The sequence below is a fragment of the Pseudarthrobacter adonitolis genome (assembly GCF_055412845.1).
In genome coordinates, this window is record NZ_JBVAYW010000010.1 from 94,101 (window position 1) to 107,793 (window position 13,693).

Here is a 13,693-nt window from a genome sequence, read left to right on the forward strand (position 1 = left end):
CGGCGATTTTCGCATTCTGGCAGCGACTCTGTTTGCGGTGCCGGGCACAACGTGGTCGAGTAGATACATGACTGAACAGCCCGGCACAGCCGATCTCACGCCGCTCAACGACCTCGAGGAGAAGCTCGCCCTGGGTGGCCAGCCCGAGGGCAGCCCGGTGGATGTCATCCTGTCCTTCCTCAACAGCGAGGTCTACGTCATCAGCACCGACGGGATCGAGGGGGAGGATTCCCAGGTGGAGCCGCTGGTATTGGCGAACGCCGACGGCGAGCCCGTCCTTGCGGTCTTCTCGCACCCCAGCCGGGTTGACGAGCAGTACCTTGAGGCGGCCCCGAACGTCCTGGGGACCCAGGGGGCAGCCATCATCGCCAACATTGGCGAGGAGCTGGGCATGGTGATCAACCCCGGCGCCGCCTACGGTTTCGAGATAAACCCGGAGGGCGTCGCCAACATCAAGCGTGACTTCAAGCGCGCCGATGACCTTCCGGACGGCGCACCCGAGGACGCCTCCGCAAACTGACATCTTTTGTGCAGGTTGTGAGTGAGGGCCCGGGCGGGGGAATAATGGCAGGATGCGGCTAGGCGTCCTCGATATCGGGTCAAACACTGTCCACCTTCTTCTGGTGGATGCCCACCCTGGCGCGCGTCCGGTGCCTTTCGCCTCGCACAAACGGCCCTTATCCCTGGTCCAATACCTGGATGCCGACGGTAACATCACGGACGCGGGCCAGCATGAGCTGACCGAATTCGTCCTTGAAGCCTGGGAGTTTGCAGCCAGGCATAAGGCGGACGACCTGCTGGCGTTCTGTACGTCGGCCATCCGGGAAGCCACCAACGGCCCTGCGGTGCTGGCCCGGGTCAAGCACGAAACCACTGTCACCCTGCAGGAACTGACCGGCAGCGAAGAAGCCTCCATGACATTCTTCGCCGTCCGCCGCTGGTACGGCTGGGGTGCCGGACCCATCCTGAACCTGGACATCGGCGGCGGCTCCTTCGAGATGGCCTTTGGCCAGGACGAACTGCCCGAAGTGGCCACCTCGGTGCCGCTGGGCGCCAGCCGCCTCACCCGGGACTGGCTGGCTGAGGACCCGCCCTCGGCGAAGAGCGTCAAGGAGCTGCGCCGCTACATCCGGGCTACGCTTGCCCCCGCGGTGAGGCAGTTCGACGGCCTGGGCCGCGCCAACGTTGTGGCCGGCACCTCCAAGACGTTCCGGTCGCTCGCCAGGGTCGCCGGGGCAGCCCCAAGCGCCGCAGGCCCCTACGTGAAGCGCACACTTAACGCCACGGATCTGGGTGTGTGGGCGCAGCGCATTTCTGCCATGAAGTCCGAGGACCGGCTCTTTCTGCCGGGCGTGTCAGAGGCCCGCGCGCACCAGCTCCTCGCCGGGGCGTTGGTTGCCGAGGCCGCCTTGGAAATGTTCAAGTTCAAGAAGATCAGAATCTGTCCCTGGGCGCTGCGTGAGGGGCTGATCCTGCGCCGGCTCGACCAGCTGGTCTTCGCCGGTCCGCTGGATCCGGCCCCCCATATCGGGGAGCTGGCCCCGGCACGTCAGGCGATTGAGGCGTCCCCCGCCTGAGGCCCCGCCCGCGGCCCGTTTGCCTGAGGCCCGCCTGAAGCAGCGTGAGGCCCGCCTAAAGCAGCGTTGACGCGAAAGCGCCGGCGTCCGCAACAGGAAAATGGGGGGAAACCTGCTGCAAACCACCGGCGCCTCGGGCAAACATCCCCATGCTTGCCGCATCACTCGCACCCTCAATGAGGTAATAACTACGTTAGGCCGCGAAGTTGTGTGCAAGCTGCAGCGAACATGGGAATCCGCTGTGAATCAGTTTCGGCGGGTTCCTGCTATTTTCCGATTCGTTCCATTTCTGCAGCCGCCCACGCGAACTGCAATGATGGAACCATGAGTAACCGAATCGCCTTCCTTGGCTGTGGATCCATGAACGAAGCCATCCTTTCCGGCCTCCTGGGCGCGGGAACCGACCCCGCCGACGTCATAGCTACAGTCAGGCGTGCTGAACGCGCCGAGGAGCTGGCGTTGCGCCACCACGGCATTACGGCCGTCGCCGGCGAAGAGGAACCGGACAACAATAAGCAGGCGGCCAAGGGATCCGCTGTTGTGATTCTTGGCGTCAAGCCGGTCGGCGTCGTCGATCTGGCACGCGAGATCAGCGGCTCCCTGTCCCTGAGCACCATCGTTGTCAGCGTTGCGGCAGCCGTATCGCTGGCGCAACTGGAAGCTGCCCTGCCTCCCGGACAGCCGGTGATCCGCACCATGCCGAACACCCCTGCCAAGCTGGGCCGCGGCGTCGTCTCAGTTTCACCCGGTACCAACTGCACGCCGGAACAGCTCAAGACCGTCAAGGACATCCTGCGTGCCGCGGGCACCGTGGTGGAGGTGCCCGAGGAGCAGGTGGATGCGGTGTCTGCCATCAGCGGCTCGGGTCCCGCCTACGCGTTCTACCTGGCCGAGGCCATGGCAGCGGCGGGCGTCGAGCTGGGCCTTGATCCCGAGCTGTCGCTGCTCCTGGCCCGGGAGACAGTCGCAGGCGCAGGCTTTATGCTGGCCGAGCCGGGCGCCGACCCCTCGGCCCTGCGCAAGGGAGTGACCAGCCCCAACGGCACCACCGAACGGGCCATCGCCACCTTCGACGACCGGGGCATTCCGGCCATCATCGCCGCCGGCGCCCGCGCCGCAGCGGACCGCTCCGCAGAGATCACCAAGCAGCTCGGCTGACTGGGGGCACGACCGCAGGGTTCCCTGGCCTGGGACCACGCCGGCGAGGGACCCTGCCTGAGCTTGCGCAGGCTGGGAGCCGGTGGGGACTTGCGAGGTTAGGGTGCGGGTGGGGACTACGGCCGGGCGGCGAACCGTTCCAGCAGGTCCACGTGACCGGACACGATCAGCATGTCGCGGGCGGACACCTTGGTTTCAGGGCGGGCGTAGGTGAAGTCCTCGCCGGGCGACTTCACGCCCACAATCGTCACGCCGTATTTGGAGCGCACCTTGGACTCATCCAGTGTGAAGCCCACCGTCTCGCGTGGTGGGTACATTTTCACAATGGCGAAGTCGTCGTCGAACTCGATGAAGTCCAGCATGCGGCCGGAGACCAGGTGCGCGGCGCGGACGCCGGCGTCGGCCTCGGGGTAGATCACGTGGTTCGCACCGATCCGGGTGAGGATCTTGCCGTGCGACGGCGTGATGGCCTTGACCCAGAGGTGCTCGATGCCCAGGTCCACCAGGTTCACCGTGATCAGCACGGAGGACTCGATGGACGTTCCCACGCCCACCACGGCGGAGCTGAATTCCTGTGCGCCGAGCTGGCGCAGCGCATCGATGTTGGTGGCGTCGGCCTCCACCACATGGGTGAGGAGCGGCGCCCACTGCTGGACCAGGGCCCGGTCGCGCTCGATCGCCAGCACCTCGCGTCCCTGTTTCACGAGTTGCTCGGCGGTGGACGAGCCGAAGCGGCCCAGGCCGATCACCAGCACGGGTGCGTTGTGGGCGGGGCGGTTGGGCGCTCCTGAGGAATTAGCCAATGATGGGCCTCTCTTCCGGGTAGTGGTACAGCTGGCTGCGTTGGCGCAGTGCCAGCGCAGCGGCGAGGGTGACGGTGCCGACGCGGCCCGCGAACATCAGGGCGGTGAGGACATAAACGCCCGACGGCGGCAGCTCGGCGCTGAGGTTGGTGCTCAGCCCCACGGTGGCGAAGGCGGAGATGGTTTCGAACAGCACCCGGTCCAGGGATGCGCCGCTGATCTGCAGCAGCAGGAACGCTGAGACGGAGACCAGTGTGGCGCCGGCCACGATCACGGAGATGGCCACCCGCATGGTCCCCTGCGGGATGGTCCGGCCGTACACCTTCACGTCGAAGTCGCCGCGGGCCTCCGCAACGATGGCGAGGAACATAACGGCGATGGTGGTCACCTTGATGCCGCCCGCCGTCGAGGCCGAACCGCCGCCGGCGAACATCAGGGCGTCAGTGAGCAGCATGGTGGTGGATTCCATCTGGTTCTGGTCCACCAGGTTGAAACCGCCGGACCTCGTCATGACGGACGCGAAGAGCGAGTGCGTGATCTTGTCCCCGAAGTCCATGTGCCCGATGGTCCGGGCGTTGTCCCATTCCATCAGCCCCCATAGGACCGTGCCCGCGGACAGCAGGATGAAGGACACGTGGATGGTCAGCTTCGTATGGAGATTCCAGTTCTTCCAGTTGAGCCCGTTCTGCTGTAGGACCATAACAACGGGAAAGCCCAGGCTGCCGAGGAACACACCGAGCATCAGCGGGATGAGGATCCACAGGTCGGTCTCGTAGGGAACAATTCCGTCGGAATGAGGCGTGAAGCCGGCGTTGTTGAACGAGGAAATTGAGTAGAAGACTCCATGCCACACCGACTGCCAGAAGGGCTCGCCCAACGTCATAAACCGGGGGATCAGGGCCAATGCCAGAACGCCCTCGATCACCACGGAGGTGACAATGACGATTCGCAGCAGCGTACCCACTTCACCGAGCCGGCCGGCGTTGTTCATGGCCTCCTGCGCGATGAGCTTGCCGCGGACGCCAAGCTTCTTGCTCACCATGAGGGCCAGCAGCGACGCGAGCGTCAGCGTTCCCAAACCGCCCACAAAGATGCCGATCAGGATGACCAACTGGCCGAAGAAGGACCAGTGCACCGCCGTCGAAACAACCGTCAGGCCGGTCACACAGACAGCGGACACCGCCGTGAACAGTGCCTGGTGTATCGGAGTGGCCGTACCGGTGGCGGAGGAGATGGGCAGCGAGAGCAGGAAAGTGAAGACCAGACAGACCGCCGCGAAAGCGCTCAGGGCAAGCCGGGCGGGCGACGTATTGGCAATATCGTCAACGAAGTCGCGTACGCGGGTGAAGATCCAGAGGCCTTCGCGCTCCGGTGCGGCAGGGTGCCAGCTGGCCGGGTTCCGGGGCCTCGACTGGCGTTGCGTCATAGGGGGCTTTTCCTCGGTTGAAACTGTTTCCTCCAGTAGTAAACCACTAATGCCCGCGTAATGGCCGGGCTGGGGCAGTGGTGTCCTCCGGTAGCCTGTCATTGATGACATTCCTGCCCGGTCTCAGCCAGCCCGCGCCGCCGACGATGGTGGTGTGGAATTCGGCCATGACGGCCTACAATTTTGGCCCGGGCCACCCGATGGCTCCCGCACGGCTGGACCTGACGGCGCGCCTGGCCACTAGCCTGGGCCTGCTGGATCTCGCGCATGTGTCCGTGGCGGCCCCGGAGGTTGCCTCCGATGCCGAACTGGAAACCGTGCACTCGCCCGAGTTTGTGGCAGCGGTCCGCCGGGTCAGCGACGACCCGACCTCGCCGGATGAGGCCCGCGGACTGGGCACCGACGACGATCCGGCTTTCGCGGGCATGCACGAGGCTGCCGCGAGGCTGGCGGGCGGATCGCTGCTCGCCGCGTCCGCCATCCTGGACGGATCCGCGCTCCACGCCGTGAACTTCGGCGGGGGCCTGCACCACGCGGCCCGTGACCGCGCCAGCGGATTCTGCATCTACAACGACTCGGCGCTGGCCGTCCAGAGGCTGCTCGACGGCGGCATCCGCCGCGTGGTGTACATCGACGTCGATGCGCACCACGGCGACGGGACGGAAAGCATCTTCTGGGACGACCCCCGGGTCCTGACTATTTCCCTGCATGAAAGCGGACTTACGCTTTTCCCCGGGACCGGCTTCGCGAACGAGATCGGCGGTCCGCAGGCCGAGGGCAGCGCCGTCAACGTTGCCCTGCCGTCGGGCACCGGCGATGCCGGCTGGCTGCGTGCTTTCCACGCCGTGGTCCCGCAGCTCGTGGGCGCTTTCCAGCCGGAAGTCATCGTCAGCCAGCACGGCTGCGACTCGCACCGCTTTGACCCGCTGGCCCATCTGAACATCAGTGTAGACGGCCAGCGCGAGGCGGCCACCGCCGTCGGGAACCTCGCTGCCAGGCACTGCGAGGGCCGCTGGATCGCCACGGGCGGCGGCGGCTACAGCGTCACCGACGTTGTGCCCCGCTCCTGGAGCCACATGATCGCCATCGCCGCCGGGCGCCCCGTTCCGCTCCGGACCTCGGTGCCCGAGGATTGGCGCACATATGTTAAGGACAAGTTCGGCATGGACACCCCGGGCCTGATGGGCGACGACGTGGAGCTCTGGTGGCGGTCCTGGGAAGTGGGTTTTGACCCCAACGACGCCGTGGACCGCACCGTCATGGCCACCCGCAAGGCCGTTTTCCCGCTGCACGGCCTTGATCCCTGGTTCGACTGATCCTTCTTCAACCCGCGGCGTCCGGTCACGGGCGAAATAGTTGATGCCTGGCGGCGTATATGTCGCTAGGGTGGGAGGCATGGTGACAGACGATGTATTTGCCGTCATTGCGGAAGCAACCCGGCGCGACATTTTGGTATCCCTGCGCGCCGGGGACAAGGCAGTGGGCGAGCTGGTGGAAGAACTCTCCGCAAGCCAGCCCACCATTTCCAAGCACCTGAAAGTCCTCCGCGAGGCGCAGCTGGTCAGCATGCGGGCCCAGGGCCAGAAGCGCTATTACGCGCTTAATCCCAAACCGCTTGAGGGGATCGTCAGCTGGCTGGAGACGTTCGACGTCGGCCCGGCGGCCGCCGCCGCCAAGTCACCCCGTGCTGCGGCGGAAGCCGGCACCGAGCAAGCCGTGGCTACGACGCTGCCGGACAACGAAGCCACCGCTGCGGTCCTCAAGCGCCCGGGCGCCGAACTGAGCCCCGCCGTCGTGATTCCGGGCGGAACCTCAGCCCCGCTCAGCGACGACACCGTGCCGCAGCAGATCGGCCGTACTGTGGGCCGCGCCGCCACGAAGGCCGCGGACCTGCTGGCGAACCTCCCCAAGTTCGGCCGCAAAAAGTAGCCCACAAAACTCGGGGCGGAAGCGCGACTTATTTGTTCAGCAGGCGCACGTGGTCCGGGGTCAGTTCGGAGATCTTGCTGACGCCGAGCAGCGCCATGGTGCGGGCCATGTCCTGCTCGAGGATCTGCAGGGTGCGGTCCACGCCCGCCCGGCCGCCGGCCATCAGGCCGTACAGGTATGCGCGGCCGATGAGCGTGAAGTCGGCGCCCAGGGCCAGGGCTGCGATGATGTCCGCGCCGCTCATGATGCCGGTGTCCAGCATGATGGCCGCGTCCGAGTTGTCCTTGCCGAAGGCTTCCTTGACTCCCGGCAGCAGGTGGAACGGGATCGGCGCGCGGTCCAGCTGGCGGCCGCCATGGTTGGAGAGCACCACGCCGTCGGCGCCATGGTCCACCACCTTGCGGGCGTCCTCAACGGTCTGGATGCCCTTGACCACGAGCTTGCCCTTCCAGGTTTCGCGCAGCCAGTCCAGGTCCCCAAACGTCAGCGTGGGGTCGAACATCGAGTTGATGAGGTCGGCCACCGTTCCGGTGTAGCGCGATAGCGAGGCGAAGGTCAGCGGCTCGTGCGTGAGGAAGTTGAACCACCAGGCCGGTCGGTATGACGCATCCAGGACGGTCTTGATGGTCAGTGCCGGCGGGATGGTCATGCCGTTGCGGACGTCGCGCAGGCGGGCGCCGGCGACTGCCGTGTCCACGGTGACCATGAGGGTATCGTTGCCGGCCCTGGCCGCGCGCTCGATCAGTTCCAGCGACCGGTCGCGGTCCGTCCACAGGTACAACTGGAACCAGTTGCGGCCGTTCGGGGCGCCGGCGGCCACGTCCTCGACGGAGGCGGTGCCCATGGTCGAAAGGGTGTACGGAATGCCGGCGGCTTCGGCTGCCTGCGAGCCGGCGTACTCGCCCTCGGACTGCATCATGCGGGTGAAGCCGGTGGGGGCGATGCCCACGGGCAGCCGGGAAGACTTGCCCAGGATGTTAGTGCTGAGGTCGATGCTGGAGACGTTGCGCAGGATGCCGGGCCGGAACTCGATGTCCAGGAAGGCTTCGCGGGCGCGGCGCAGGGTGATTTCCGCTTCGGCGGCGCCGTCGGTGTAGTCGAAGGGTGCCTGCGGGGTACGGCGCTTGGCCATGTCCCGCAGGTCCCAGATAGTGCTGGCCCGCTCCAGCCGGGCCTCCTTGCTGAATGCGGGCTTCTTGAACTGCATCAGCGGGGCCAGGTCCGCGTACTTGGGGATGCGGCGCTTCAACGCGGCCGGGACTCCGGCGGCGGCCGGCTTCGGCGCGGTGGCCGTGGAGACCGGGGTCCCCGTGGCATCCGGGGCCGGCGTGACCTCGGGATTGTTCGGCTGGATGGTGGGGGTCATGGCTTCCTCCGTTGGTGAGCCTGGCGCAGGGGGTCCGGCTGTGGTCTAACCACACTCTAGGCCATGTGGTCCAACCACATTAACTATGATGGCCATATGCGTACGCACCAGCTTGTCCTGACGTGGATCGAAAAGCAGCTCTCCGACGGCCAGCTGAGCGTGGGCGGACGGCTGCCCGCCGAACGGACACTCGCTGAGCAGCTTGCGGTTTCGAGAACCTCGGTGCGCGAGGCGATCCGCATCCTGGAGGCCATGGGGGTGGTCCGGGCCGGGGTTGGTTCCGGCCCGGAAGCAGGGACGGTGGTGATTTCAGATCCGACGGCGGCGCTCGGCTCGGCCCTTCGGCTCCACGTTGCCACTCAGCATCTGCCCGTGTCCGACATCGTGGAAACGCGCATCCTGCTGGAGACCTGGGCGGCTGCGCGGGCAAAGCCCGACGCGCCGGAGCTGGAACAGGCGACCACGCTCCTGGGTGAGATGGACGCCGTCGAACGCGTAGCCCGGACAGCGGATGACTTCCTGGCGTTGGACATCCGGTTCCATCTGGCCCTCGCGGACGCCGCCGGCAATGCCGTGGTCAGTGCCATGATGGGCTCGCTGCGGGAATCCATCCAGGGGTACACCGCCCGGTTTACAGCCAATCTCCCGGACTGGGATGCCACGGCGGCGCGCCTTCAGGCAGAGCACCGTGACATTCTGGCCGCCATCAGGAACGATGACGGCGCGCGGGCGGCCACGCTGGTGGCTGCCCACATCGAGGGGTACTACCGCGAGGCCGGGGTTGGGCGCCCGGCGGCGGACTGACAGCGATTCGACATGGCATTTCGCGGCAGTGTTCGCGAATAACACTGCCGCGAAATGTCATGTCGCGGGGGATCGGGGCGGGTCAGCCGTGGGCCGCAGAGCGTGGCGCCTTGGCGGGGCCGCTGCTGGCCCGGATTTCCAGGCGAGGCTGGTACCGGCCGCCCGGGGCGTTGTGGTCTTCCTTGCGGATGAGTGCCCGCAGTTCGTGCCAGGCCTGGCCGCCGAGTTCGGCAATGGGGACCGCCGCGGTGGTCAGTGTGGGCGTGGTGTAGCGGGCGAAGGGGATGTCGTCGAAGCCGGTGACCGAAATGTCGCCCGGAACGTCCACGCCGCGTTCGTGCAGTCCGCTCATCAGGCCCATGGCCACGAGGTCGTTGAAGGCCAGGATGCCTGTGGCGCCGCTGGCCAGGACCGAGTCCACTGCCCCGTGGCCGGTATCGAAGTCCGAGCCACCGTCGAGCATGGTGACATCCACCTGCGGGTGCCTGGCCTTGAACGCTTCCAGGCCCTCGAGTCGGAGGCCGTTGGAGGCACTGCCTGCCGGGCCGGCCAGGAAGGCCAGACGCGTATGGCCGAGGCCCACCAGGTACTCGGCGAGGTCCTGGACTCCCTGGCCGTAGTCCACCACGAGGCTGGGAATTCCGGCAGCCGCCGTCGTCCGGTTGATCAGGACCAGCGGGTGCAGCGACGGCGCGATTTCCTCGAGCTCGGCGTCGCTCATGCGCGGGGCGCAGAGCACGAGGCCGTCGCAGCGCCGGCGGGCCTCGCCGGCCAGGATGGCTTCCTCGCTGGAGACTTCGAAGGAATCGGCAATCAGGACGCGGTAGCCATCTTCGGCCGCAGCCCGGCTCAATCCGCGCAGGATCGCCTGGAAGGTGGGGTTGGCGAGGTCCGGCACCACAATGCCGATGGTGTCCGTCTTCCCCAGCGCGAGGCTGCGACCCACGGGATTGGGTTGGTATTTGAGCTCGACGGCGGCCGCCCGCACCCGTGCCGCTATGTCTGGGTCCACTGTGAAGTTGCCGTTCATTACGCGCGAAACAGTGGCGTGCGATACCCCTGCCTTCACGGCAACGTCCGCAATGCCGATCCTGCCGGTTGCCGATTTCCTGGCCATGGCCCTGCCTTTCGTTAGTCCCGGTCCCCGTAAGTACCGGCGCCCGTGGGACAGCATACAACGCTCTGGGAAACCGGTTTCCATTCCTTCGGCGAGTCCGGTGGAGGCGTATGCCACCGATAGGGCCTTTCCGGCAGAAAACGCTTTCTGTTAGAGGGGGTAAGGGTTGACGGGAGCGCTCGTCTATTGATAGAAATCATGTAGCGGTACTGAGAAAACGCCTTCTCGTGTTGTCGAACAGCTACTTCTGGGCCACGGTCCAGTGCACCACCCGGGCGGACATCGGGGACCTCGTGGAGCAGCTGTCCGGCCTTGCCGGCCGGGTCCTGTTCGACGGTTGGCCCACCGGCGTCGCAGTGAACTGGGCGCAGCAGCACGGCGGCCCGTACCCGGCCACCATGTCCCTGTTCACCCCGGTCGGCGCGACGGCGGTCCGCCGCTTCCAGCGCCCCGTCGCGTACCAGGACGCTCCCGAATCGGTCCTGCGCCCGGTACTGCGCGAAAGTAACCCGCTCGGCATCCCGCGCCCGCGTGGACGGCGAGCTGGTGCTTCCTTAACCGCCAGCCGCTCAGGCTGCCCGCCGGTTCCCAAAGGGCGACTGCGAAAGGAAGAATCTAGCAAATCATCCATGTTTATCTTGTTGATTGGATAATAATGGATAGGGTTGGATTATGATCTTAAATGCCCCTAATCCGTTTCGGCCCGGCGCCGGTCGCGTGCCGCCTGAGCTGGCCGGCCGCTCGTCTGTGCTTGCCGAGTTCACGGAGATGCTCAACTCTGTCGCTGCAGATGGTGAGGGGGATCGGCCGTGGATCATCTCGGGTCTGCGTGGTGTCGGTAAGACTGTGCTGTTGAACCAGTGTGCCCGGAACGCGGTTGATGCTGGGTGGGTGGTGGTGAAGCTGGAGGCCACGGGCAGCCAGCCGCTTGCAGTTCAGCTGGCCAAGGAGATCTACGTCGCCCTCCGTAAGACGGCAACTATTTCGGAGAAGGTCAGGCGTTCGTTCCGCGACGCTTTCGCGGTATTTCGGTCATTCCAGATCAAGGTAGACCCCAACGGAACCTACGGATTTGGGTTCGACGTCCAGGCGGCCGCGGGCAAGGCTGACAGCGGTCAGCTCTCGACGGACCTGGCTGAAATGCTGGAGGCTCTGGGTGCGGCGGCCCGCGCTGCCGGTATCGGTGTTCTGCTCGCCGTTGATGAGCTGCAGGAAGCCAGTACAACGGATCTGGAAGCGCTCAATGTTGCCCTGCACCAGCTGGGCCAGGATCCGCGGCCGGTGCCACTCGTCTTCCTGGGGGCCGGGCTGCCATCGTTGCCGGCGGTCCTCTCCAGGGCCTCGACCTACGCCGAGCGCATGTACCTCTACCGGACACTTGATTTGCTTGGGGAGGAAGACACCAAGGACGCGCTGGTTACTCCGGCCAGGCGGGAGCGTGTGGTCTGGACGGATGTCGCGTTGACAATTGTCTTGGAGGCAGCGGGCGGTTACCCGTACTTTGTTCAGGCCTGCGGGAAGCACGTCTGGGATGTGGCGGCCTCCAGGACGATTGATGCCGAGGACGCCAGGATCGGTGTTGGCCGGGCCCGGGATGAAGTCGATGCCGGTCTCTACCGCTCGCGCTGGGAGCGTGCCACTCCCGCCCAGCGCGAGTTCATGAAGGCCATGGCCGACGATCGCGATGAGCCTTCCCAAGTCAGCGAAATTGCTGCACGTCTTGGCAGGGTTCAAACGGCCATCTCGACGCCCCGCCAGCAGCTCATTCAGACCGGCGTGGTCTATACGCCCCGTCGTGGGTATCTAGCCTTCACGGTCCCAGGAATGGCCGACTACATCACCAGGCGCGGACACTAGGACGGAGTGAACGGCAGAGCCTACAGCTGCAGCGTGATCGGGAGCTTGAGGCCGTTCACGGTAGCAGAGGGCCAGCGGTCATCGACGGTGGTGGGCTGGCTCATGAGTTGTTCCCCTGTGTCTCGATCAATGCCTCGATGTCTTCGGTACCCAAAATCCCGTCGGCGATGAACACGGTCACGCTGCGGCGAACCGGGGCGCCGGGCTCGGCAATGACCGGCGTATCCCAAGCCAGCGACTGGCCAACTCCCTCGTATCCGTCCACGCGGACGAACCACGGGTCCGTTGACGCCGCCGAGGCCACGAACACGAGCGTGGCCGCGCCGTCTGCCTCCCCGTCGTCGGGAACGGCGCCAACGCCCACGGCGCTGCTGTGGTCAGTCCCGCCGTCGAACGTTCCCGCCGTGAACCCGCCCGACCAGGCGAGCCACGGCGTGACGCTCCCGTGCACGGAGGACTCATCCGCCCCCGAGGGGTCCAGACGCGCGACCCGGAACATTCGGGAAGGCGCCAGAAGAACCCGCCGTAACCGCCCCCAACACGGCCGTTGGAACCCGGGCTGCCCAGGCTCACCGGCTGGTTGCCGGCAGGGGAGATCTACCCGAAGGTGGTCAAGTTCATTGACCTGATCAAGGGCGAACTCGGCGAAGCTCCGGCCCCGCCGCCGAAGGGCGCCGGCGCCATCCAGGAAATCGTCAAGCGCTACACCTCCGAGGTCCTTTTTCAACCGCCTGTCCACTGACGAGGCCGGCAAAAAGGCCGTGGACGAGATGAAGTCCGCGATCAGCTAAGTCCCGTACCGCCGTCGGACTCTTCCGGACGCAGATTCTGTAGGAAGCTTCAGCAGGAAGCGCACGACGGCGGGTGGCAGCTACCGGCCCGGTTGGAACCTTGGGTTCCGGCCGGGACGGCGGTGTTAAGACGGGCGTTGAGGGCGGGACGTTGACGGCGGGCGCTAGCGAGCGTCCTTGTGGGGCCGGCATGGGTAGACCGGCTCCAGTTCGCGTGGTGCACTGGGATCACGTCCGATCATTGGGGGAATCATGAAGGTATTCAGGGTGCCACGCCGAGCAGTGCCGATGGACAGCGCACGGCATCTGCCCAGGCCTCCGGCGCACAGCTCCAGGTGATCACCATCCCGCTGGGCATGCAGAGTGGCGTGGAGGCCAGGCTGCCGATCAACGGTTACTCCGGACTGACGGTGCGGAACGCGTACCTGCGTCCGTGCTCGTCCCCGCTGTTGGAACGAAGTTCCAGTCGAAAGACCCGTTGTCTCGGAGTGTCATCCGAAGGAACCCGTGGGTGTCGCTGAACCGCTTCACGATGTACGACGGACTGCTAGTGAAGGGGCGGAGACCGATGCCTCCCGTGGAAACCTGGAATGCTGTCATCCCGTCACTGACGCACTGGTCAGCGTTGTTCACCGGACATGACCTTTCGTAGTTGTGTTGGGACGCCGACAGGGTCAGACGGACCCGGTGCTTCCACATCACGTCGATCCACGGCTTGTGGTCAGCGGCCCGCTCATGTTCTTCCGTGTTCGACGTGAAGTACGGTTCGTGGTACACGACGGCCAGGTGCTTACCCGCCGCCTTAGCAGCAGCGAGGTCGTTGTCCAGCCACGTCGTCAACGCCCGGGCCTCCCGGGGGTTGTAC

At 65.9% G+C, this 13,693-nt stretch carries 12 protein-coding genes and 3 pseudogenes; 9 read left to right on the forward strand and 6 right to left on the reverse strand.

Going from position 1 to position 13,693, the window contains the following annotated elements; genetic code table 11:
* Positions 1 to 67: 67 nt before the first annotated feature.
* The 3 genes from ACZYZ4_RS12230 (at position 68) to proC (ending at position 2,735) form a co-directional block, all read left to right on the forward strand.
* On the forward strand, positions 68 to 520 hold the full coding sequence (locus ACZYZ4_RS12230; RefSeq protein WP_463861196.1) for an SseB family protein: 453 nt from the start codon (positions 68 to 70) through the stop codon (positions 518 to 520).
* Positions 521 to 572: 52 nt separating this feature from the next.
* Positions 573 to 1,577 carry a Ppx/GppA phosphatase family protein gene (locus tag ACZYZ4_RS12235; protein ID WP_463861198.1) on the forward strand — a complete coding sequence of 335 codons (1,005 nt, stop codon included), beginning with the start codon at positions 573 to 575 and terminating at the stop codon, positions 1,575 to 1,577.
* Between the two features lie 324 nt (positions 1,578 to 1,901).
* Positions 1,902 to 2,735 (forward strand): pyrroline-5-carboxylate reductase, encoded by an 834-nt coding sequence (proC, locus tag ACZYZ4_RS12240; protein WP_463861200.1) that lies wholly within the window; start codon positions 1,902 to 1,904, stop codon positions 2,733 to 2,735.
* A 116-nt stretch (positions 2,736 to 2,851) separates the two neighbouring features.
* Here the strand turns inward: proC and ACZYZ4_RS12245 are convergent, their stop codons facing one another.
* Positions 2,852 to 3,490, reverse strand: a complete 639-nt coding sequence (locus ACZYZ4_RS12245; protein WP_463861224.1) for a potassium channel family protein — start codon at positions 3,488 to 3,490, stop codon at positions 2,852 to 2,854.
* A 40-nt stretch (positions 3,491 to 3,530) separates the two neighbouring features.
* Positions 3,531 to 4,964, reverse strand: a complete 1,434-nt coding sequence (locus tag ACZYZ4_RS12250; RefSeq protein WP_463861202.1) for a TrkH family potassium uptake protein — start codon at positions 4,962 to 4,964, stop codon at positions 3,531 to 3,533.
* A 104-nt stretch (positions 4,965 to 5,068) separates the two neighbouring features.
* Here ACZYZ4_RS12250 and ACZYZ4_RS12255 point away from each other — a divergent pair, with 104 nt between their 5' ends.
* Complete coding sequence (locus ACZYZ4_RS12255; RefSeq protein WP_463861204.1) at positions 5,069 to 6,280, forward strand: acetoin utilization protein AcuC; 1,212 nt, start codon at positions 5,069 to 5,071, stop codon at positions 6,278 to 6,280.
* Between the two features lie 79 nt (positions 6,281 to 6,359).
* Positions 6,360 to 6,893 carry an ArsR/SmtB family transcription factor gene (locus ACZYZ4_RS12260; protein WP_463861206.1) on the forward strand — a complete coding sequence of 178 codons (534 nt, stop codon included), beginning with the start codon at positions 6,360 to 6,362 and terminating at the stop codon, positions 6,891 to 6,893.
* Between the two features lie 28 nt (positions 6,894 to 6,921).
* Here ACZYZ4_RS12260 and ACZYZ4_RS12265 read toward each other — a convergent pair whose 3' ends face one another.
* Positions 6,922 to 8,259 (reverse strand): alpha-hydroxy acid oxidase, encoded by a 1,338-nt coding sequence (locus ACZYZ4_RS12265; protein WP_463861208.1) that lies wholly within the window; start codon positions 8,257 to 8,259, stop codon positions 6,922 to 6,924.
* A gap of 96 nt (positions 8,260 to 8,355) precedes the next feature.
* Here ACZYZ4_RS12265 and ACZYZ4_RS12270 point away from each other — a divergent pair, with 96 nt between their 5' ends.
* Positions 8,356 to 9,063, forward strand: coding sequence for a FadR/GntR family transcriptional regulator (locus ACZYZ4_RS12270; RefSeq protein WP_463861210.1), 708 nt, complete (start codon positions 8,356 to 8,358; stop codon positions 9,061 to 9,063).
* 82 nt (positions 9,064 to 9,145) lie between these two features.
* Here the strand turns inward: ACZYZ4_RS12270 and ACZYZ4_RS12275 are convergent, their stop codons facing one another.
* Positions 9,146 to 10,180 (reverse strand): LacI family DNA-binding transcriptional regulator, encoded by a 1,035-nt coding sequence (locus tag ACZYZ4_RS12275; protein WP_463861211.1) that lies wholly within the window; start codon positions 10,178 to 10,180, stop codon positions 9,146 to 9,148.
* A 284-nt stretch (positions 10,181 to 10,464) separates the two neighbouring features.
* Here ACZYZ4_RS12275 and ACZYZ4_RS12280 point away from each other — a divergent pair.
* A pseudogene (locus ACZYZ4_RS12280) lies at positions 10,465 to 10,738 on the forward strand (aldehyde dehydrogenase (NADP(+))); the annotation flags it as partial.
* 114 nt (positions 10,739 to 10,852) lie between these two features.
* Positions 10,853 to 12,037, forward strand: a complete 1,185-nt coding sequence (locus ACZYZ4_RS12285; protein WP_463861213.1) for an ATP-binding protein — start codon at positions 10,853 to 10,855, stop codon at positions 12,035 to 12,037.
* 100 nt (positions 12,038 to 12,137) lie between these two features.
* Here the strand turns inward: ACZYZ4_RS12285 and ACZYZ4_RS12290 are convergent.
* Positions 12,138 to 12,634 (reverse strand): annotated as a pseudogene (locus tag ACZYZ4_RS12290) (DUF6807 family protein); the annotation flags it as partial.
* 7 nt (positions 12,635 to 12,641) lie between these two features.
* On the opposite strand from ACZYZ4_RS12290, the pseudogene ACZYZ4_RS12295 reads away from it, so the two are divergent.
* A pseudogene (locus tag ACZYZ4_RS12295) lies at positions 12,642 to 12,828 on the forward strand (ABC transporter substrate-binding protein); the annotation flags it as partial.
* Between the two features lie 387 nt (positions 12,829 to 13,215).
* On the opposite strand, the gene ACZYZ4_RS12300 reads toward ACZYZ4_RS12295, so the two are convergent.
* The coding region (locus ACZYZ4_RS12300) for a metallophosphoesterase family protein (protein ID WP_463861215.1) at positions 13,216 to 13,693 on the reverse strand (478 nt) is incomplete at its 5' end.

Excerpts from the sequence above, each read along its gene's own strand:
- ACZYZ4_RS12230 (WP_463861196.1), top strand. The coding sequence starts at position 68 with ATGACTGAACAGCCCGGCACAGCCGATCTCACGCCGCTCAACGACCTC.
- ACZYZ4_RS12235 (WP_463861198.1), top strand. The coding sequence starts at position 573 with ATGCGGCTAGGCGTCCTCGATATCGGGTCAAACACTGTCCACCTTCTT.
- proC (WP_463861200.1), top strand. The coding sequence starts at position 1,902 with ATGAGTAACCGAATCGCCTTCCTTGGCTGTGGATCCATGAACGAAGCC.
- ACZYZ4_RS12250 (WP_463861202.1), bottom strand. The coding sequence starts at position 4,964 with ATGACGCAACGCCAGTCGAGGCCCCGGAACCCGGCCAGCTGGCACCCT.
- ACZYZ4_RS12255 (WP_463861204.1), top strand. The coding sequence starts at position 5,069 with ATGACATTCCTGCCCGGTCTCAGCCAGCCCGCGCCGCCGACGATGGTG.
- ACZYZ4_RS12260 (WP_463861206.1), top strand. The coding sequence starts at position 6,360 with ATGGTGACAGACGATGTATTTGCCGTCATTGCGGAAGCAACCCGGCGC.
- ACZYZ4_RS12265 (WP_463861208.1), bottom strand. The coding sequence starts at position 8,259 with ATGACCCCCACCATCCAGCCGAACAATCCCGAGGTCACGCCGGCCCCG.
- ACZYZ4_RS12270 (WP_463861210.1), top strand. The coding sequence starts at position 8,356 with ATGCGTACGCACCAGCTTGTCCTGACGTGGATCGAAAAGCAGCTCTCC.
- ACZYZ4_RS12275 (WP_463861211.1), bottom strand. The coding sequence starts at position 10,180 with ATGGCCAGGAAATCGGCAACCGGCAGGATCGGCATTGCGGACGTTGCC.
- ACZYZ4_RS12285 (WP_463861213.1), top strand. The coding sequence starts at position 10,853 with ATGATCTTAAATGCCCCTAATCCGTTTCGGCCCGGCGCCGGTCGCGTG.